The organism is Nostoc sp. CMAA1605, from assembly GCF_021596505.1.
Taxonomy (GTDB): Bacteria; Cyanobacteriota; Cyanobacteriia; order Cyanobacteriales; family Nostocaceae; genus Trichormus.
In genome coordinates, this window is record NZ_PJIZ01000055.1 from 24,394 (window position 1) to 43,030 (window position 18,637).

Here is an 18,637-nt window from a genome sequence, read left to right on the forward strand (position 1 = left end):
GTGAATATATAGTAATATTCACATAGGCATTTTTGTAGTGTAATTATACTTATTTGTAGTATTAATCATTAGAGTGCTGAGTGCTGAGTGGGGAGTGCTGAGTGAGAAGTGCGGAGTGAGGAGTGATTAGTTTTTCTTTTTTGCTTCCCCTGCCTCCCCTGCCTCCCTTGCTTCCGCAAAGCAATGGGATACTCTTGTAGTTGTAATTCCCTTCGGGTGTGGCTGAAATTTAGAAATAAGTTTTGAAGATGTGTCCTATCGGTGTTCGTACCAGTAATTCAACGGTGGCTTTAGAGACAGGTACAGCGAAACTGTGGCTGTTTTTGGTAGGAGTGAATCAATATCAGGATGAGCAAATACCTAGTTTGCGTTACCCTGCTGTAGATTGTCAGGGTTTGGGGATGGCGTTAGATGCAGCAACCCAAGGATTCCCCCAAAGAGAGTTAAAAATTTACCATGATTTTGGTGAGCAGCCTCTATTGGAGAATGTACGCTTGAGTCTCAAAACAATGGCGGCTGCAACTAAACCCAATGACACTATTTTGTTTTATTTTTCTGGACATGGGATGCTTGAGCCATCGAGCAAACAGGTGGTGTTGTGTCTCCAAGATACTCAAACAGACGACTTAATTAATACAGGGTTAAATTTACAAGAATTATTACAGGTGTTAGCTGATTGTGCGGCTGGGCAACAATTAGTTTGGTTGGATGCTTGCCATAGTGGTAATTTGAGCTTTTTGGGGGCGAGAGGTGAAATATCGACGAAATTTAACCCTACACCAGAGTTAGTGGAACTATTACGACAACGCGCCAGCAAACAAACAGGATTTTATGCTTTATTATCTTGCGATCGCCAGCAACAATCTTGGGAGTTTCCACAGTTAGGGCATGGTGTATTTACATACTTTTTAATTCGGGGATTACGAGGAGAAGCGGCAGACTCCCAAGGTATCATTGCAGCTGATAGTTTATACCGTTATGTCTATCAACAGACTTTAGCCTATATTCAAAAAGCCAATCAGCAATTACGAGTCATTAACCAACTCAAAAAAGGTAGGGGTGAAAATTCCATCCATGCTGAATATCCCTCCCAAACACCCAAGCGCATTGTTGAAGGCGTGGGAGAAGTAATTTTAGGGATTAAACCCCTCCCCAAAGGTATTACCAGACATCCACGACAAGCACTGATTGTAGAAGGACTCCCTAAAAGCAACACCCCTTCTGCTTTGTGCAGTATTTTCCAGACTGCGGGGGACTTTACCACCAATTCTTGGACTGTGGGAGGTAAAAACACCAGTGCAGATATTCACAAAGCCATTCAAAAATGTCTGCTGTCAGAATCTTTTGCGGAATCTTCCCCAAATGGGGCTATTAACATAGACACCGCCACCGTGTTGTTATATCTGCGGGGTAAAATTCAGGAAACACCAAACAGCGAAGCCGTTTTTGTGTTAGCTGATGATATTACTATTAATCGTTCCTGGCTGAGAAAACAATTACGGCGTTGCACTTCCCAACAGATTATTATTTTAGATTGTCCTGGACAAGCTGCTATTGGTGTGGCATCGGTGCGGGAGTGGGTAGAAGAATTGCAATTAGGAACAGATATCGGTCAATGTTTAATTGCTTGTGCTACCCCAGCTACACAACCAGAACAATTTACGATGGCTGTGCAGAAGATTTTAACTCCCACAACTCCCCATACAGGATTAACCGCAGCCGGATTAATTACCCAATTGCAATTAGATTTAGCCGCCTCAGATAATCAGTTGTATTTTTGGTTATCTGGTTCCCAAGGCATCATTGAAGTTTTACCGGAAACTACCTTAGTAGTAGGTGAGAGTGTTAGTCAAAATCAAGAGGATAGCGATGATTTAAGTTCTTCTGTGGGTGTAGACTATACAACCTTGCGAGACTTATTAAAAGCTCAAAGATGGTTAGAGGCGGATGGAGAAACGACAAACTTGATGCTAAAGGTGGCTCATCGCGAACAACTAGGCCACTTAGACTTAGAAAGTCTAGCAAACTTTCCCCGCACAGAGTTATTGACGATAGATAAACTGTGGGTGAAATACAGTCAAGGACGCTTTGGTTTTAGCGTGCAGCAGCGCATCTGGCAGAGTTTACAAGGGAATCGTGCTAATGATCCCGTTATGGGATTAATGATTGGCAACAAAAAAGCCGCCGCCGCCGAAACCTGTATTGATTTTGGTCATCGGGTAGGATGGCGTGAGAAAGATGCTTGGGTAAATTACACAGATTTCATCGCTGATGACAATGCCCCCGCAGGATATTTACCATATTACGGCTTTTTTGCACCAGTTTGGCGAGTCAAAGTTTTAGGTGTGTGGGAATGGCATAGTGCGATCGCCACTGCCTCTTGGTGGCAATTATGTGAGACTTTGTTGGGAATTATGAGTGCTGAGTGAGGAGTGAGCAGTGCTGAGTGGAGAGTGTAAGCAAGCTACGAGTAATGTCTCGTAGAGAAACGAGGCGGGAGAATTGTTGCGTAGCTTGCTGTATTGCGAATTGCGAATTGCGAACTGCGAACTGCGAATTGGTTTTATTCTTGTACCCAAACTGAGACAGAACCACCTAAGCAACGAAATTCACCCCAACCCCATTCGTTGGTATATACGGGTTCTTTGATGTGTTGTGTTAAATCAACGAATTTTGTGTTGGGTTTACCAACTTCCATCCATTTATCACCTGCTGCGCCATCACTCATAATTACAGCCATTGCTTGGGGATGATCTTCATCACCTAAGCGAGTCCAGCCAATAGTATTCCAATGGTCGAAATAATCGTACTGTGGCCCATAAACATAGTGCTTGCGTGCATACATTAACTTATCGATTATCCAACGGTGAGAGGGCATAAAAATCTTATAGAGGTTGCCATCTTTTCCCCAATCTTCGTATTCTGCACCGTAGTAATCGGCATGAAAGACGCAAGGATAACCTTCTTGTCTTAATAGAATAATGGCGTAGGCTAGGGGTTTAAACCAAGGTTCAACTACAGATTCCAATGCTTGTAATGGTTGTGAGTCATGATTCTCGACAAAGGTGACAGCATGGGTAGGACGTTTTTGCATCATTGTGCCATCTAAAATCCGGCGCATATCATAATTGCCTCCAGATTTACTGGCTTGATGGAAGTTGTAATGTAGTGGTACGTCAAAAACTGACATTTTGCCCCGAACAGTATCAACATACCAAAGTAGAGTATTCACATCGTTGTACCAATACTCTCCAACAAAGAATAAGTCCTTACCAGCGTGGCGTTCTAGTTCATCTATCCATTGGGGAAAGAACCAAGCGGCAATATGTTTAATGGCATCTAAACGGAAACCGTTGACATTTGTGTTATCAAGATACCACTTACCCCAATAGGTGATTTCACCCCTTACCCAATCATTTTGAAAATCGAGGTCACAACCCATTAAATAGGCAAAATTGCCTTTTTCTAAGGCTACATAATCATCAAATTTTTTGCCTTCTAGTAAATAAATCGTGCTGCGATCGCCACTGTTATATTCGTTATAATCAACTGCATCAAAATGCCACCAGTGCCACTCAAAATTAGAATATTTTCCTTGTCTTCCAGGGAAAGAATAATGAGTGTAAGTCTTAATATTTTGCAACCCGCCTTTAGGAGTAAGACGATTATCTTGAGGAAAAGGTGTTGCATTTGGTGTTTCTACTGCATCACCACCCATCTTATGATTTAGCACTGCATCTGCATAAACTTGTAAACCATGCGTTTGCAGAGATTTAATCGCATCAATATATTGCTGACGCGTACCGTATTTTGTTCTGACAGAGCCTTTTTGATCAAACTCACCTAAGTCGAATAAATCGTAAACACCATACCCTACATCATACGCACCGGCAAATCCTTTATAGGCTGGTGGCAGCCACAAAGCTGTAAAACCTGTTTCTGCTAATTCGGCGGCGGAAAACTCTACTTTGTTCCACAAATTGCCATCATTAGGGATGTACCAGTGGAAATATTGCATCATTGTGCCGTTAATCTGTGCCATATTATTGTTGTGTCTGTAAATATCTTCTTGAAAGAAAACTACAGCAGTAATCTATGGCAATTCGGAATTATCAATGTGATTTATAAGCGATAATCTGGAAGAAATATTTAAGAAAATCAGCTACTGATTATCAGTAATTGTGAACCCAAGCTACTAATTTCAAATCAATCAGAACACAAGCTCATAATTCACAGTGAGCTATTATTCAAAACCCCAACCTTTTCAAAAAGTCGGGGTTCTATAATCTCTCATAATTTATCTGACAAACTACTATATCTCTCCTCCCTTGTCTCCCTTGTCTCCCTTGTCTCCCTTATCCCCCTTGTCTCCTCCCTCTCACTCTCTGTGAACAGAAATAGCCTCCTCTGAATTCCACTGAGATCCTAAACAAAACTCATCCACCCAAGAAGCCAGATTACTAGCATTTGTATGAGCTTTAGAGTGGACTTTGTAAGCAGATTTAGACGGTTTTTTATGGACATATTGCCCATTTTGGGGAATTTCCGGCACTGGTTTCGGTATTATTAATGTCTTCGGTTTACCAGGAACTTCCGTAGTAATTGCCAAGGGACTAACTACTTTGCCATTTTGGGGTTTGATAGTAGTTAAAGTTAGGGAAGTTAAGGGTTTATCTTTTTTCGGTACTTCTAAAGTAATGGCGAATACCTGTCCTGCTGGAGAGGATGATTTATGAATAGTGGGATGAATATTCATCTTTCCATTAGTGGCAGTTTTTTGAGACATTACAGGCTGTTCACCACCCACCACCTGCTGCACTGGCTGATGTAGAGTAGGCATGACCACTACATTGGAAGCATTATGCTCTTTAGTTGACGCAACAGGAGCATCATAAACAGTTAACGCCATTGATGTGACGGCTTCCTCTGGATATTGCTGTTCTTCCTCCGACTGGGTGAGGGCTAAATCCATCTGAGAATTAATTAAGCTGAGTTCTTTGTCAGGATTAAAATTGAGACCTAAAGCCGTAACTATCTCATCAGGGTTGTTATTCAGTTCCATCACAAAAGCCAAAATTTCGTCAAAATCCGGCTCTAAAACAGATAATGTTGCTAGGATAAACCCAGACGAAGGACGACGTACACCGCCATAGTTAGCCCAAACCCTCATTTTGACTAACCAAGAACGATTCTGCTCATAATAATTCAACCACTTGCTCTTTAAGGATTGACGCAGCTCCTGAATATTCATGGGATGTCTCGCTTCAGTCAAAAATAGTGCATTTACAGTTATCGGTTATCGGTTATCAGTGCAAGGAAAACTTGATCACTGTTGACTGTTGACTGTTCACTGATAAGAGGCAGGGGGCAGGGGGAAAGGGGCAGGGGGAAAGGTACAAACCGAACTTCGTTCCGCTTCGCTAACACCCCTTGTGGGTGAAAGCTCCCTTGCTCCTTTTCCTCCTTGGTTGTTCGCGCAGCGTCCCGTAGGGAAGCCCCACCCCTTGTGGGTGGTTTTTCTCCCCTGCTCCCTGCTCCCCTGCTTCTTCACTTATCCCTGGGGATGAAACCGATAATAGAGCATCCGTTGCACTCTTTGACCACCTATTAGATGCTTTTCTACTAACATCGGGACTTCATAGGGTTGAACACCGCTATACCAAACCATTTCCGGTAAAATCAACACCATCGGCCCGTTACCACACTGTCCCAAGCAACTGCTAGGAGTTACCACCACATCAGGAACAGGTAAAGCCACAAAAGCTGCTAAAACGTCCTTCGCACCTTGCTTTTTACAAGTGCGATGTTGACAAACTCTCACACATCTGGTGAGAAAACTGGGGTTTGTTGTGCTGGCATTCAATTCTTGAGTAAAATTGCTCATGAGTCACCTTTCCCACCCTGTAAAAATTTAGTCAAAAGTCAATAGTCAATAGTCAAAAGTCAATAGTTTACGGTTACAGGAAATTGAGACTTATCCAAAAATTCGTTTCTGATCATTGTTGCGGAAAACTTTGATACTGTTTGGCGGATAAATTCAACGCTCTTAACTAATGACTAATGACTAATGACTATTGACTAATGACTAATCTACCGACAATCCTTTAGATGCTAACCATTCGCGGTTGAATATCCGCGACTGATAGCGAGAACCACTATCACATAGTATCGTGACAATGGTATGTCCTGGGCCTAATTGCTTGGCTAAAGCTACGGCGGCGGCGACATTAATACCTGTAGAACCACCCATTAATAAGCCATCTTTCCGCAATAGTTGATAAACTACCCGCAAAGCTTCTTTGTCATCAATTTGGATAGCGTCGTCAGTGGGTGCGCCTTCCATGTTAGCGGTAACGCGGCTGTTACCGATGCCTTCAGTAATAGAACTACCTTCTATTGTAATCTCTCCGGTTTTAACGTAACTATAAAGACCACTTCCCATTGGATCAGCCACTACGCATTTAACTGCTGGGTTTTGTTCTTTGAGGTACATAGATACACCGGCAAATGTTCCTCCTGTACCGGTAGCGGCTACCCAACCGTCAACTTTACCGTCGGTTTGCGCCCAAATTTCTGGCCCTGTGGTTTCGTAGTGGGCGCGACGGTTAGCTAAGTTATCGAACTGATTAGCCCAAATGGCGTTTTCCATCTCTGCTGCGACTCTACCAGATAACTTGACGTAGTTATTGGGGTCTTTGTAGGGAACGGCTGGAACGGGACGCACTTCTGCACCCAAAGCGGTGAGTGCATCGATTTTTTCTTGGGATTGGGTGTTAGGAATGATAATCAAGCATTTGTAGCCTTTAGCATTGCAAATATGGGCTAGTCCAATCCCTGTATTACCGGCTGTACCTTCTACTACTGTACCGCCGGGTTTGAGCAAACCTTTTTCTTCTGCATCTTGAATAATGTACAGTGCAGCTCGGTCTTTAACCGAACCGCCAGGATTGAGAAATTCGGCTTTACCAAGGATTTCACACCCTGTTTCTTCACTGAAGCTGTTTAACCGAATTAGTGGGGTATTGCCAACAGTGCCTATGAAACCATTTTTGATATCCATCGTGATTCTACTTGAGTAATTACCTATAAAAATTGTGGCTCATAGTGGTGGCATCATACTCAAAAATGGGGAACAGGGAATGGGGGATGGGGAACAGTGCGATCGCACTAAAATAGTGATTTTACTGGGGTTATCAATTATTTACGTAAGTTAATATACATTAATTTGGTACGTGATAACATCATTAACATCATCCTTCATGGGGTGGACATCCATGACATCTCAACATAATCGCCCTGACGAACTAGAGCAACGGGAAAGGTTAGTGCGGGAGAAAGAAGTAGAAATACGTCTCCGAGAAATGGAACAAGAAATGTCTGCAAATCATCCACCATTACATAAGACGGTGAAACACCAAGCAGAAGATTATCCCAAACCTTGGATGAAAAAAGCCATTCTGGCTGGAAAACTCTTTACTCTTGGTGTAGTAGCTTTAGTTGCTGTGAGAATAGCATCTGTTTTAGCAGGTTTCGTGATTATAGGAGTTTTGGGTTGGGTAGCTTACAAACTATTTCTGGAAAATCGCAAAAAAACCATCTTAAATTAAGGGATAATTTCTATGGTAAGTCAAGTAGCATCTGATCAATTTATTCAAGACTTAGAAAGAATTGCTCAAGTTCGTTCTGAGATGGCGGTGTGTTTACAAAATCTCTCGGAAACGATTCATCAAGCTGAGTTAGATGGAGAGTCTTCATCTGGTAAACTCAGTCTAGAACGAGATTTAGAAGATATTGATATAGCTAGTAAGAATCTCAAAAAAGGTGTGTTTCGCCTACTAGTTTTAGGCGATATGAAACGGGGTAAAAGCACATTTTTAAATGCTTTAATTGGCGAAAATTTACTACCTAGTGATGTTAACCCCTGTACCGCAGTTTTAACTATTTTGCGGTATGGAGCAGAAAAAAAAGTGACGATTCACTTTAATGATGGCAAAAGTCCACAGCAGCTAGATTTTCAAAGCTTTAAGTATAAATATACAATTGATCCGGCAGAAGCCAAAAGGTTAGAACAGGAGAAAAAACAGGCATTTCCTGATGTTGATTATGCAGTGGTTGAGTATCCTTTAACTTTACTAGAAAAAGGTATTGAAATTGTTGATAGTCCAGGGTTAAACGACACAGAAGCGCGCAATGAATTATCTTTAGGATATGTAAATAATTGTCATGCAATTTTGTTTGTGATGAGGGCTTCTCAACCTTGCACTTTGGGTGAGCGTCGTTATCTTGAAAACTATGTGAAAGGGCGTGGTTTATCGGTTTTCTTCTTAATTAATGCTTGGGATCAGGTAAAAGAATCATTGATTGATCCTGATGATACAGAAGATTTACAAGCAGCAGAAAATAGACTCAGAAAGGTTTTTCAGGCGAATTTAGGGGAATACTGCCACGTAGACGGTCAAGATATTTATGATGAGCGTGTATTTGAATTATCATCAATTCAAGCACTAAGACGACGTTTGAAGGATTCCCAAGCTGATTTAGCTGGGACTGGCTTTCCAGAATTCATGAGTGCGCTTAATACTTTTCTTACCAGAGAAAGAGCGATCGCGGAATTCAGACAAGTCAGAACCTTAGCTAGACAAGCCGTCAACCATACCCGCGAAGCTATAGGCCGCAGAATTCCCTTATTAGACCAAAATGTGGCAGAATTAAAATCCCGCATTGATTCGGTAGAACCAGAGTTCAAAAAACTCACCGATATTCGAGATCAATTCCAGAAAGAAATTTTTAATACTAGAGACTCACAAGCTAGAAAAATCTCTGAATCTTTCCGTAGTTATGTGATGAATTTAGGTAATACTTTTGAAAGTGATTTTCTACGCTATCAACCAGAATTAAATCTGTGGGATTTTCTGAGTAACGGGAAGCGAGAAGCTTTTAATGCAGCACTGCAAAAAGCTTTTGAACAATACATGACTGATAAATGTGCAGCTTGGACTTTAACTGCTGAAAAAGATATTAATGCAGCTTTTAAAGAATTATCCCGTAGTGCGTCGCAGTATGGTGCATCTTATCATCAAGTCACAGAAAGAATTACCGAAAAGCTCACCGATAAACAAGTTAAAGTCAATGCTGCTAGTGGTGGCACAGATGAAGATAACTCTCCAACCTGGGCAAAATGGGCTATGGGATTATTGTCTCTCACAAGTGGTAACATTGCTGGTTTTGCAATGGCTGGTGTGGGATTTGATTGGAAAAATATCTTATTGAATTATTTCACTGTTATTGGTGTGGGTGCAGTCATCGGCACAATTATTAGCCCAATTTTAGGGCCAATTTATATTCCTTTACTGGGTTTAGGAGTAGGTTTTTTACAAGCTGATCAAGCCCGGAAAGAATTAGTCAAAACTGCTAAAAAAGAGTTAGTTAAATACTTACCGCAAGTTGCTAACGAACAATCGGCAATTGTATTTGATGCGGTAAAAGAATGTTTTGACAGCTATGAGAAGGAAGTCAGCAAGCGCATTAATGACGATATTAATTCCCGTAAATCGGAGTTGGATAATTTGCTGAAGCAAAAAGGAACACGGGAAATTAATCGAGATACTGAATTGAGGCGGCTGAAAACTTTGCAGGAAAATATCATTGCTCAATTACAAAAAATTGAAGCGGTGTATAGTAACCTCTTAGCTACTTATAGTTAGGATTTAGTTCCCTCCCCTTGAAAAAGGGGAGGGTTAGGGTGGGGTAAAAATATTTGATATTTTCCAAAATTCTCTAACGCAGAGTGACGCGGAGGTTTACGAAAAGAGACGCAAAGTAAGAAGATAAGTTTTGTGCTGCGGGGTAAAATAACTCTGGGAATAGGTAATGGAAATATGCCACAACAGGATATAAAATCTAAAGATTTAGTAGATGCGCTGAAATCTGCGTCTAATTTACTGGGGCTGGAACGGTCATCACAGTTATATCAAGATATAGTTAATATTGGTAATTATTTAACTAATCCTAATTTTAGGATTGCGGTTTTTGGCCCTTTTAATCATGGTAAGTCTACTTTATTAAATGCTATCTTGGGGACGCGGACTTTACCTATAGATTTAATTCCCACCACAGGCGCAGCTATTACTGTCAAATATGGTTCTGATGTGAGAACTCGCATTATGTTGCGGGATGGAACTGAAGTCTATCGCAGTGGAACGGAAATTTTACAACAGTACGCAATTTTAGATGGTGATCGACAGATGCGGAAAGATGTCGCATCTGTTGAAGTTTTTTGTCCTCATACTTTTTTGGAAACTGGTGTCGAGTTTATTGATTTACCAGGAACTAATGACAGGGATGAGCAGGATAATTTAGTACGAGAGCAACTTTTTAGTGCAGATTTAGTTGTGCAATTATTAGATGCGCGTAAATTGATGACGTTGGGTGAACGGGAAAATTTACGCGATTGGTTATTAGATAGAAATATTAAAACAGTTATTTTTGTTGCTAATTTTATTAATTTACTTGACCCAGAAGAACAAAAACAAGTGCAGAATCGACTGCGATTTGTAGCGGAAAGTTTTCGTGCGGAATTACCCCCTGGTTTCAGTAATTTATATCGTGTGGATGCTTTACCAGCCTTACGCGCTAGGTTAAAAGGTGATGTAGCTGCGGCGAGTAGTAGCGGCTTAGTGGCGTTTGAGACGGCTTTGCAAAATGTTGTGAGTATTTTACAACAAAATCGGGGTGATGTGAGGTTGCCGAGAGTAGAGGCGATCGCATCCCAAATTCAATTAGCATTGCAGCATAAAATTGACCCCATCGCTAATGAATTTAAAGCTATTGATGATAAGCAAAATGCTAAAATAGAAATTAAACAAAAAGCTAAAAATCTCATCAACCAAGGATTTAACAAGAGTCTATCTGAGTTAAGAGATTGGCTATCTTTACCCAAATTATTAACTAAATATCAGGCTGATGGGGCTGTAGCATTAGCAGAAAATAACTTTAAATCTTGGCAAAATACTGCTTTGAAAAAAGATTTGAATGATTTACAGTTAGCCGTGATGAAATGGCTATATCAAGCCTATGATTTTTTCAAAGAAGAACGTCCCGAAGATTTATTAATTCCTTTCCCTCCAGAACCACAAATTACTTTACCCCCCAAGCCAGATAGTAATGAATTATTTAGTGAACCAGGCGCAGTGGCGGTAGGTGGTGGGATTGGTTGGTTATTAGGTGGGCCTGTGGGTGCTGCTGTGGTTGGCAGTATTTCTTATCTTTTAAATAAGAATATACAAAAACTAGATGAACAATCATCCCATGAATCTTATCATCAACAAGTAGCGAGAATTTGTATCACTGCTATTGAAGATTATTTATCACAGTTTAGTCGTCAAGCCTTAGCAACGTTATCACAATTTGAATACCAAGCCGAAAAAGTTATTTACTTCCGAATTGCCCAAGAACCAGCAGATATAACTAAAAAACGGGAAGAAATAAGGCGGCTACAACAGGGATTTAATCAGTTACTAACTGAGTTAGTCAAGGCTAAAATTCCTACTAAATATCAGCCATATATAGAAATACCTAAAGTTAGTCAACCCCAACCTCAACAAAAGTCTTCTCGACAGCAAGAACGCATTTATACTCGTCCGCCACAACCGGAAAATACAACTAAAACTACTGAGAAAAAAGTTGAACCACCAAAACAACAAGTCTATTCACCACCACCAAAGCCAGCACCTAATCCCGCAGAGGTAGAAGCAAAATTTCGTAACTGGGAAATAGATCAAGAAATCGCACAAATAAAAGCTCAAATGCGTTCTCCTGGTTATCAAAATAATCAGCAACAAACAACGCAAACTCAAAATCAGCAAGCACCCAAACCACCCCAAAACCAATCCGAAAAAGATAAAATTGCGCGTGCTTATAAAATTTTAGGTTTGCCACAAGATGCAGCCTTTGCTGATGTTAAACAGACTTATAAAACTTTAGTCAAAAAATGGCATCCAGATTTATTTGTCAACCAACCCCAGATGCAAAAACAAGCGCAGGAAAAAATGCGTTTGTTTAATGAAGCTTATACAGTTTTATCTGAGAAGAACTAGGGGTTTAGGGGAAGAAAAAACCGGGATAGACCCGGTATAATTTTGTATTACCTTTGCAATCGCAGTGTTAAAGATACTGTAGCTGTGAGCAATTGAGGGATGCGCCAAGAAACAAGCGATCGCCTGATAATATCAATTACAGTCTGTTCTTTAAGGGTAGAAGCCTCTTCATCAAACAACACCTGTCTGACTCGTCCTTTATTTATCTGCAACTCAAACACTAAATCGCCGCTAAAACCTGTAGGTAATTGGATAGATTCTAAATACTGAGTCAAAAGCGCAACCATCTGTTCATTCAATCCTGTTACACTCACAACCTTTAAATACACGACAGGAGCAATTTCAGGATCAAAGGTTTCTGCTTCTAACAATAACCGTAAATCCTCCAAATCTTCATTCAAATCACTGTAAGCTTCCGGTGGCGGGGGTGCTTCCATAAAACAGTCACTGAGATCACTGAATGATAATTCATTGAGTTCTTCGAGATGAAAGGATGAGAATTCAGTTTCCGCTTCTGGCGCGCTTGGAGATGCTAGGCTTCGCTTACGTTGCAAAAATTCAGGCGCAGGATACGCCATATTTGCCATGATGGGAGGAGGTGCAGCAGCACTAACAGCACTCCCATAAATACCTTGATAACTGATATCTTCAGCCATTTCCACAGGTACTTGCACCGACACTGAACCCTGACGCGAATCAACTCGCACATCATCACTCACCGCCACAAAAGCTGTATATTGCGACAACAGTTGATAAGTCAAAGCCGTATCTGTCACCGCTTCCACACCCAACTTAGTTTCACCATGCACCATCTGATTCATTAATTCCTTGATGCGGGAACGTCCCCAAATTTGAGCGATCGCAGGGTTTCCAATTTCCTCAAAGTCCAGGTTAAAGGTATGCTGATAACGTGTACCACCCGCAACAATTCCCGTAACGTGCAGTTTTCCCCCACGCGCATCAGGCTTTTTACCAAATAAAACTAACGGCTGTTCCGCAAACAAATCTGGAGGCGTAGCAGGATAGATAATTGGCGCATCACCATCGCCTTCCCATTGCAAATTAATGTTAGTCAGAACTGGATTGTTAATTTGACGGTAGAATTTATCGACTACCTCATCCGTTGGTTCATCGTGGCGAATGATGCGCGCCGTACCCCGTCCTAATTCTGCGATGCGATTGAGTAAAAAGCGATTCACAGAACTACCAGCACCAAAACTATACAGGCGGTTTCCTGGTTGGAGATGTTGTTTCACCTCTGAGAAAATTTGGTTTTCGTTGCCGATATAACCATCAGTTAGCAGTACAATACTCCGCAACCGTCCAGGATCTGTGACTCGGAAATTCAATACAGCACGAATCCCGCGTAACATTTCCGTGCCACCATTAGCAGTCAATTGATTAATATAATTGATGGCTCTGGTGCGATTTTGGGAATTATTGGCGAGGGGAACAGGCGATAATTGCCGAGTCGTATCTGAAAAATCAATAATACTAAAAGTGTCATCAGAATTAAGTCCATTAATAAAGCGGCGCATCAACTCCTGACATTGCATCAGTGGCGCACCCATTTGCGAACCAGAAGTATCGATGAGAAACACCACATCTTTAGGAATAACTTGATCCTGACGGTATTGAAGTGCAGGAATTAGATATAGTGCGAAGTGTCCACCCCGTTCATCAGCTTGGGTGAGTAAGGTAGCTTGGGTAGATTCGCCAGCGACTTGATAGCGTAAAATCAAGTCTTTATTAGGAATAGTATCCCCACCCGCCAACTTCACCAACACCCGCTTTTGTGCGTAACTTATCTGAATTTGGTGAGAAGGAGACTGGACATTTTGCACCTCAACCCCTGCATCAATTTCTATGGTGACATTAATATCGTGGGGCGATCGCATACCCGATGGTAAGATAGGTGCATTCAACCGTGAACCATCAGGAACTATATCCGTATCTTGATTTTGCGTCATCGGTGCAGTAGCCGAACCAACACCACCCGCATTTCCCTCAATTGGTATCCCTGGAACATAACGCGGAGCAACCACCATCGGGAAAACAAACTCATAATTACCCGCCGTAAATTTCAAACTTTCAGAGTAGCGAATAATCACATCAATTTGCTCACCTGGTTGAATATTGGCGAGGGACTGGGTAAAAATGTTGTCCCGTTCTTGTTCCAACAGTCCGGCGGTGCGTCCTTGCTGCTTTGCTTGCTCGTAAATTTGCTGTGCTTCTTGGCGTTTTTTAATACTACCTTTAATAGTCTTGTCACCAATCCGAATCAGCATATCATCAACAGCCGCCTCATCCGGTAGCGGGAAGATATAGACAGCTTCTAATGTAGTTGTGAAAGGATTTTCAAAACTTTGGGTAACTTCCACCCGCGAGATATTCCCCGCAATTTTGGCTTGTACCTCAGTATGCTTCAGGGGGAAAGCAACTTGCTGTTGTTCAGAAGTTTGAACATATAAGCCACCAGCTTGGCGTTCTATAGTTTGAGTCATATCTGTTACCTTACGCTGTTTTGTTATGTCTCTAGCGTAGGCGCGTTTACTTGGCAGATATGCTCAGTTTTGTGTTCAGTCAATGCTCAGTGATTAGTTCATTGCCAAAAGCTGATTTTCACCAGAATATATGCTGAATAGCTTGTGTATTGAGTTGCAGTGAGAATTTGTGATGAAGATTGTTCAAGAAGTTTCATTAATTAGTATTGGGAGTTTTGAAGAATCGAGCGATTGGGCTATAATTCGCTCTGAAATTCGTGATGCGATCGCTCTAATTGTTCACCCTCCTGGTACATCTAGCTTTACCATCAATCCAAAAAAGCATGGTAATGGTGTCAAGCCGATTAAAGAAGCTTGCATGATTGCATTAAGAGATAGATTTGGATGGAGATTAGAAACTCCCATTAACTATGCTACGAAATCACCAGGAAAAGTTGATGCTACAAAAGTAATTGATAATTATTTGTTTGCGCTTGAGTGGGAAACTGGAAATATTTCTTCCAGCCATCGCGCAGTTAACAAAATGGTTTTGGGATTAATTCGTGGTGTTTTTCTAGGTGCTGCTTTAGTTCTTCCCAGTCGGAAACTTTACCCTTATTTAACTGATAGAATTGGTAACTACGAAGAGTTAGAACCATATTTTGATGTTTGGCGATCAGTTCAACTCCAAGAAGGGTTTCTGGCGATTTTTGTAATTGAACATGATCAGCTAGATAGTAATGTCCCAACACTGACTAAAGGAACAGATGGACGTGCTTTAATCTAAATTTTCTGATTTAAATATTTATTGAGTATAGGGGATGGAAAGTTGTGAAGCATTGATTTTACTTTGCTTTGATTTCTTATTTCCCCTTGCTGATTCCCATTGTTCGATAATTCCGTTAGCAAGATCAGTTAATCGTTCTACAGCCGGATCTGTATCTCCAAGTTCTGAACCAATCCAGTAACGCTGTAGCTTTTCTGCTGCATAAAATGTAGTACCAGATCCACCAAACGGATCGACTACAATTTGTCCAGGATTGGATGCCATTGCAATAATTCGCTCTAGCATAATGGGTGCAAGTTCATTAGGAACTCGTTTTTTGTGTTGACGATGGCGCACTGGTGGAATATCTGTCCACATTTCTTCTGCTAGTGTCCATAAAATATCTTGAGAGTTAGCTTCAGAAGTTTCTTCCCAAACATCTTCCGGTGTATCCCAAACATCCATTAAATTAATACCCTGTGGATTAAGTTTTTTGCGATGTCCACCATAATCACGAATTTCCCCACCGCAATGTCGGCAAACTTGAATGGGTGTATAAACCTTATTAAAAACTGCTGGTTCTCCTTTAGTGTAATAAAGTAATCCATAATGAGCCGGAGACATTTTTTTGCCTCTAGGAAACGCTTTCGGCATTCTACAAGCAATCCAATGCCTAAAATTCATTCCTTGCTGATTCAAATATGCACCATATTCTATACACCATTTAGGTAGATTAAATACAAATAAACTGCCACCATTTTTCAAAACTCGAATACTCTGATTCAACCACTGTTTTGACCATCTTAGATATTCATCATCTGCCATTTGATCACTCACGCCTTTACCATATTCTTTACCAAGGTTAAAAGGTGGATCAGCAAATACAATATCTACAGATTCATTCGGTAATGCTGAGAGAAATTTTAGACAATCTCCTTGATAGAGAATTCCATATTCACTTTTATAGATTTCTTTTAATTCCCGTTCTTGTGCAACATCAGTAGCAATCAGTTGAAAAGGTAGCATTACTGTATATTTGAGTTTTGCTGTATATAACTAGTATAAAAACTCTATTTACAATTGTCAATAGAATTATAGTGTATTTGTACTACGAGGTTGATAAGGTTTTCCCATCGGTTGATTTTGATATCGCTCGACTTCAACATTTTCTATGTAGTAATAACGTCCAAGTTTGCAAGCTATAATTTGACCATTCTTAATTAAGTTGTGTACTCGTTGGCGTGTGACACCAAGTAATTTGGCAGCTTGAGCTACAGAGAGTAATTCAGCACCATTTTTAGCAATTGAGTCTGTCATACGTTAGTCGAGAATAATGCTTGAAATTAACAGGTTTATCTAATCAAGATTGCATTTTCAAGCGTAACTCAGTCTTACTAGTGAGGAAAGCTCAAACCCTTCGACTTTGAAATCATCTGCTCAGTTAACAGATATATGTCGAGATGCTCACACTTCTAGAGCTACTTGACGGCGATTTCGGCAGGGCAATCGCCTACCGTACCCTGTACGATGCCTGCGGCGGGCGTAGCCATCGCATTCAGGTTTTAGAATAAAAGGGCGATCGCACCTAATCTTTTTTATTAGAATTCAGATATCAACCATCAAACTAACTATATGACTTTGCAAGAACTCAAAGAACAGATTGATCAATTATCAACAAGCGATCGCCTAACTCTCATCTCTCTAATTATCGAATCAATCCAGCGTGAACACATCGATAATTTAGAACAAAGGCAGTTACCTGAGTTACCCGTTATTCCTGGTAGTTCTCTTAAAGGACATTTACGTTCACGTGTAGAACAAACAAATGTAATTCACCAAATGCGTGGATTTCTCAAAACGGATCAGCCTGCGCCTACAGATAGTGAAGTGAAAGCCATGTTAGAACAACGTCTAGTAGAAAAATATCTATAATGAGAGTCTTAGTTGATACAAATATTATTTTAGATTTTCTACTAGAAAGAAATCCCTTCTTTTCAGATGCAGAAATATTGTTTCAAGCGATCAGTTCTGGAGAAATTGTTGGTTATGTGACGGCAACAACTTTAACTGATATATTCTACGTTGCTAAAAGACAAACCCAAAGTATTGAGCGTGCAAGACAAGCAATCTCAATGATCATAGCTACTATGGAGATTTGTCTAGTTGATCGTTCTACTCTTGAAGCTGCTCTAATTACTGGTATTACAGATTTTGAAGATGCTGTGCAAATTGCTTGTGCGATCGCTCAAAATTTAGATGCGATTGTAACTCGTGATACTAAATTTGCCGATGCTTCGATTCCTGTATTGTCTGTGAGTCAGATATTACAACAGCTCTCTTTAAGTCAAAATAGAGACGATCTGCTCAGTTAACAGATATATGTCAAACTCGCTCAAAGCATCAACAACTGGACTGGGAATTGTAGACAAGGCGCGAAAACGTCTTGGGTGGACTAAAACTAGTACGGCGCGTTGGTGGCAAGATGCTCACACTTCTAGAGCTACTTTACGGCGATTTTGGCAGGGCGATCGCACCTACGCTTAATTATCCTCCCCAACAAGCTGTAAAATTCGATTGTATAAAGCTGCATCAATCCAAAACCCTGCTTGATTACGCAAAGCATCCATTAAGGGTTTGACTGTCGAAATCAGTCCTCGACTTTTCGCTTCAACTAAAATGCCTAAAATCCCTACATATCGAAGTTGCAGTCTATCAGCAATCAAACGACCACGACGTTCATCAATCAAAAGTTGATCCGCTTTGATTTCTAGTGCCAAAGCGATTGCTTCAGCTTCACCTTTATCTAAGTCATTTGCCAATGCTTCTACAACATTGGGATCGCTCACTTGACGAGTTTGAATCCAGTCAAAAGTTTTGACTTCAGTTGCACCTGCTACGGGAAATTCGGGATCAGTTAGTTCTTGGTAAACTGCTTCCGGGATAATCACCGTATCATATAGTTGTTGTAGTCAGTTCAGGTGATTGATGGCTGCAAGATTGTTGATCGGTGAGGTCTCGCTAACAATAATCATAACCTGCCCATATTCTGCAAGTTTTTGATGTCTTGTTCAAAATCATCCACCCCATAGTGAACCGGAATTTGACGGCTGGCAAGCAAATGCTGAAATGCAATCCGGTTCATCCCTGCCAAACGACTGGCTTGAGCAAGGGTGAGTTTATCTTTCTGAAACAGCATAACTGCAATTTCTTGTTTCAGTTCAGCATCAGTCATACGGGTTGCAGCTAAAATTTCATCAGGAATAACGATGCTCATGGCTGGATTTATCTCTACA

The 18,637-nt window shown here is 40.9% G+C and carries 16 protein-coding genes and 1 pseudogene; 8 read left to right on the plus strand and 9 right to left on the minus strand.

Annotation, left to right across the window (positions count from 1 at the left end; genetic code table 11):
* Positions 1 to 248 precede the first annotated feature (248 nt).
* Positions 249 to 2,429, plus strand: a complete 2,181-nt coding sequence (locus tag CV014_RS18190; RefSeq protein WP_236143329.1) for a GUN4 domain-containing protein — start codon at positions 249 to 251, stop codon at positions 2,427 to 2,429.
* Positions 2,430 to 2,563: 134 nt separating this feature from the next.
* Here CV014_RS18190 and CV014_RS18195 read toward each other — a convergent pair whose 3' ends face one another.
* The 4 genes from CV014_RS18195 to CV014_RS18210 all read right to left on the minus strand — a co-directional run bounded on the left by CV014_RS18195 (position 2,564) and on the right by CV014_RS18210 (position 7,060).
* Positions 2,564 to 4,042, minus strand: coding sequence for an alpha-amylase (locus CV014_RS18195; RefSeq protein ID WP_236143314.1), 1,479 nt, complete (start codon positions 4,040 to 4,042; stop codon positions 2,564 to 2,566).
* Positions 4,043 to 4,378: 336 nt separating this feature from the next.
* A complete protein-coding gene (locus CV014_RS18200; protein WP_236143315.1) occupies positions 4,379 to 5,251 on the minus strand; it encodes a DUF5331 domain-containing protein in 873 nt (290 codons plus the stop codon).
* A gap of 300 nt (positions 5,252 to 5,551) precedes the next feature.
* On the minus strand, positions 5,552 to 5,884 hold the full coding sequence (locus CV014_RS18205; RefSeq protein WP_236143316.1) for a (2Fe-2S) ferredoxin domain-containing protein: 333 nt from the start codon (positions 5,882 to 5,884) through the stop codon (positions 5,552 to 5,554).
* Positions 5,885 to 6,085: 201 nt separating this feature from the next.
* Entirely contained in the window at positions 6,086 to 7,060 is a 975-nt protein-coding gene (locus CV014_RS18210) for a cysteine synthase A (protein ID WP_236143317.1), read from the minus strand.
* 214 nt (positions 7,061 to 7,274) lie between these two features.
* Between CV014_RS18210 and CV014_RS18215 the strand changes: the two genes are divergently transcribed.
* The 3 genes from CV014_RS18215 to CV014_RS18225 all read left to right on the plus strand — a co-directional run bounded on the left by CV014_RS18215 (position 7,275) and on the right by CV014_RS18225 (position 12,095).
* Positions 7,275 to 7,607 carry a DUF3040 domain-containing protein gene (locus CV014_RS18215; RefSeq protein WP_236143318.1) on the plus strand — a complete coding sequence of 111 codons (333 nt, stop codon included), beginning with the start codon at positions 7,275 to 7,277 and terminating at the stop codon, positions 7,605 to 7,607.
* A gap of 12 nt (positions 7,608 to 7,619) precedes the next feature.
* A complete protein-coding gene (locus tag CV014_RS18220; protein ID WP_236143319.1) occupies positions 7,620 to 9,704 on the plus strand; it encodes a dynamin family protein in 2,085 nt (694 codons plus the stop codon).
* 174 nt (positions 9,705 to 9,878) lie between these two features.
* Positions 9,879 to 12,095 carry a dynamin family protein gene (locus CV014_RS18225; protein ID WP_236143320.1) on the plus strand — a complete coding sequence of 739 codons (2,217 nt, stop codon included), beginning with the start codon at positions 9,879 to 9,881 and terminating at the stop codon, positions 12,093 to 12,095.
* Positions 12,096 to 12,142: 47 nt separating this feature from the next.
* Here CV014_RS18225 and CV014_RS18230 read toward each other — a convergent pair whose 3' ends face one another.
* Entirely contained in the window at positions 12,143 to 14,599 is a 2,457-nt protein-coding gene (locus CV014_RS18230) for a VIT domain-containing protein (protein ID WP_236143321.1), read from the minus strand.
* Between the two features lie 172 nt (positions 14,600 to 14,771).
* On the opposite strand from CV014_RS18230, the gene CV014_RS18235 reads away from it, so the two are divergent.
* Entirely contained in the window at positions 14,772 to 15,365 is a 594-nt protein-coding gene (locus CV014_RS18235) for a restriction endonuclease (protein ID WP_236143322.1), read from the plus strand.
* An 18-nt stretch (positions 15,366 to 15,383) separates the two neighbouring features.
* Here CV014_RS18235 and CV014_RS18240 read toward each other — a convergent pair whose 3' ends face one another.
* Together CV014_RS18240 and CV014_RS18245 are read right to left on the minus strand one after the other, a co-directional pair.
* Positions 15,384 to 16,370 (minus strand): DNA-methyltransferase, encoded by a 987-nt coding sequence (locus CV014_RS18240; RefSeq protein ID WP_236143323.1) that lies wholly within the window; start codon positions 16,368 to 16,370, stop codon positions 15,384 to 15,386.
* A gap of 66 nt (positions 16,371 to 16,436) precedes the next feature.
* Entirely contained in the window at positions 16,437 to 16,661 is a 225-nt protein-coding gene (locus tag CV014_RS18245; protein ID WP_236143324.1) for a helix-turn-helix domain-containing protein, read from the minus strand.
* Positions 16,662 to 16,976: 315 nt separating this feature from the next.
* Between CV014_RS18245 and CV014_RS18250 the strand changes: the two genes are divergently transcribed.
* Genes CV014_RS18250 through CV014_RS18260 form a run of 3 tightly spaced genes read left to right on the plus strand, consistent with a single transcriptional unit; the run spans position 16,977 to position 17,888 of the window.
* Positions 16,977 to 17,276 carry an RAMP superfamily CRISPR-associated protein gene (locus CV014_RS18250; RefSeq protein WP_236143325.1) on the plus strand — a complete coding sequence of 100 codons (300 nt, stop codon included), beginning with the start codon at positions 16,977 to 16,979 and terminating at the stop codon, positions 17,274 to 17,276.
* Positions 17,276 to 17,716 (plus strand): PIN domain-containing protein, encoded by a 441-nt coding sequence (locus tag CV014_RS18255; protein WP_236143326.1) that lies wholly within the window; start codon positions 17,276 to 17,278, stop codon positions 17,714 to 17,716. Before CV014_RS18250 ends, CV014_RS18255 begins: the two co-directional genes overlap by 1 nt.
* A 7-nt stretch (positions 17,717 to 17,723) precedes the next feature.
* Complete coding sequence (locus tag CV014_RS18260; RefSeq protein WP_236143327.1) at positions 17,724 to 17,888, plus strand: hypothetical protein; 165 nt, start codon at positions 17,724 to 17,726, stop codon at positions 17,886 to 17,888.
* Here the strand turns inward: CV014_RS18260 and CV014_RS18265 are convergent.
* Both CV014_RS18265 and CV014_RS18270 read right to left on the minus strand, forming a co-directional pair.
* Positions 17,885 to 18,376 (minus strand): annotated as a pseudogene (locus tag CV014_RS18265) (DUF3368 domain-containing protein). The gene CV014_RS18260 and the pseudogene CV014_RS18265 overlap by 4 nt on opposite strands.
* Positions 18,373 to 18,618, minus strand: coding sequence for a UPF0175 family protein (locus CV014_RS18270; RefSeq protein WP_236143330.1), 246 nt, complete (start codon positions 18,616 to 18,618; stop codon positions 18,373 to 18,375). Before CV014_RS18270 ends, CV014_RS18265 begins: the two are co-directional and overlap by 4 nt.
* Positions 18,619 to 18,637 lie beyond the last annotated feature (19 nt).

Excerpts from the sequence above, each read along its gene's own strand:
- CV014_RS18190 (WP_236143329.1), top strand. The coding sequence starts at position 249 with ATGTGTCCTATCGGTGTTCGTACCAGTAATTCAACGGTGGCTTTAGAG.
- CV014_RS18195 (WP_236143314.1), bottom strand. The coding sequence starts at position 4,042 with ATGGCACAGATTAACGGCACAATGATGCAATATTTCCACTGGTACATC.
- CV014_RS18200 (WP_236143315.1), bottom strand. The coding sequence starts at position 5,251 with ATGAATATTCAGGAGCTGCGTCAATCCTTAAAGAGCAAGTGGTTGAAT.
- CV014_RS18205 (WP_236143316.1), bottom strand. The coding sequence starts at position 5,884 with ATGAGCAATTTTACTCAAGAATTGAATGCCAGCACAACAAACCCCAGT.
- CV014_RS18210 (WP_236143317.1), bottom strand. The coding sequence starts at position 7,060 with ATGGATATCAAAAATGGTTTCATAGGCACTGTTGGCAATACCCCACTA.
- CV014_RS18215 (WP_236143318.1), top strand. The coding sequence starts at position 7,275 with ATGACATCTCAACATAATCGCCCTGACGAACTAGAGCAACGGGAAAGG.
- CV014_RS18220 (WP_236143319.1), top strand. The coding sequence starts at position 7,620 with ATGGTAAGTCAAGTAGCATCTGATCAATTTATTCAAGACTTAGAAAGA.
- CV014_RS18225 (WP_236143320.1), top strand. The coding sequence starts at position 9,879 with ATGCCACAACAGGATATAAAATCTAAAGATTTAGTAGATGCGCTGAAA.
- CV014_RS18230 (WP_236143321.1), bottom strand. The coding sequence starts at position 14,599 with ATGACTCAAACTATAGAACGCCAAGCTGGTGGCTTATATGTTCAAACT.
- CV014_RS18235 (WP_236143322.1), top strand. The coding sequence starts at position 14,772 with ATGAAGATTGTTCAAGAAGTTTCATTAATTAGTATTGGGAGTTTTGAA.
- CV014_RS18240 (WP_236143323.1), bottom strand. The coding sequence starts at position 16,370 with ATGCTACCTTTTCAACTGATTGCTACTGATGTTGCACAAGAACGGGAA.
- CV014_RS18245 (WP_236143324.1), bottom strand. The coding sequence starts at position 16,661 with ATGACAGACTCAATTGCTAAAAATGGTGCTGAATTACTCTCTGTAGCT.
- CV014_RS18250 (WP_236143325.1), top strand. The coding sequence starts at position 16,977 with ATGACTTTGCAAGAACTCAAAGAACAGATTGATCAATTATCAACAAGC.
- CV014_RS18255 (WP_236143326.1), top strand. The coding sequence starts at position 17,276 with ATGAGAGTCTTAGTTGATACAAATATTATTTTAGATTTTCTACTAGAA.
- CV014_RS18260 (WP_236143327.1), top strand. The coding sequence starts at position 17,724 with ATGTCAAACTCGCTCAAAGCATCAACAACTGGACTGGGAATTGTAGAC.
- CV014_RS18270 (WP_236143330.1), bottom strand. The coding sequence starts at position 18,618 with ATGAGCATCGTTATTCCTGATGAAATTTTAGCTGCAACCCGTATGACT.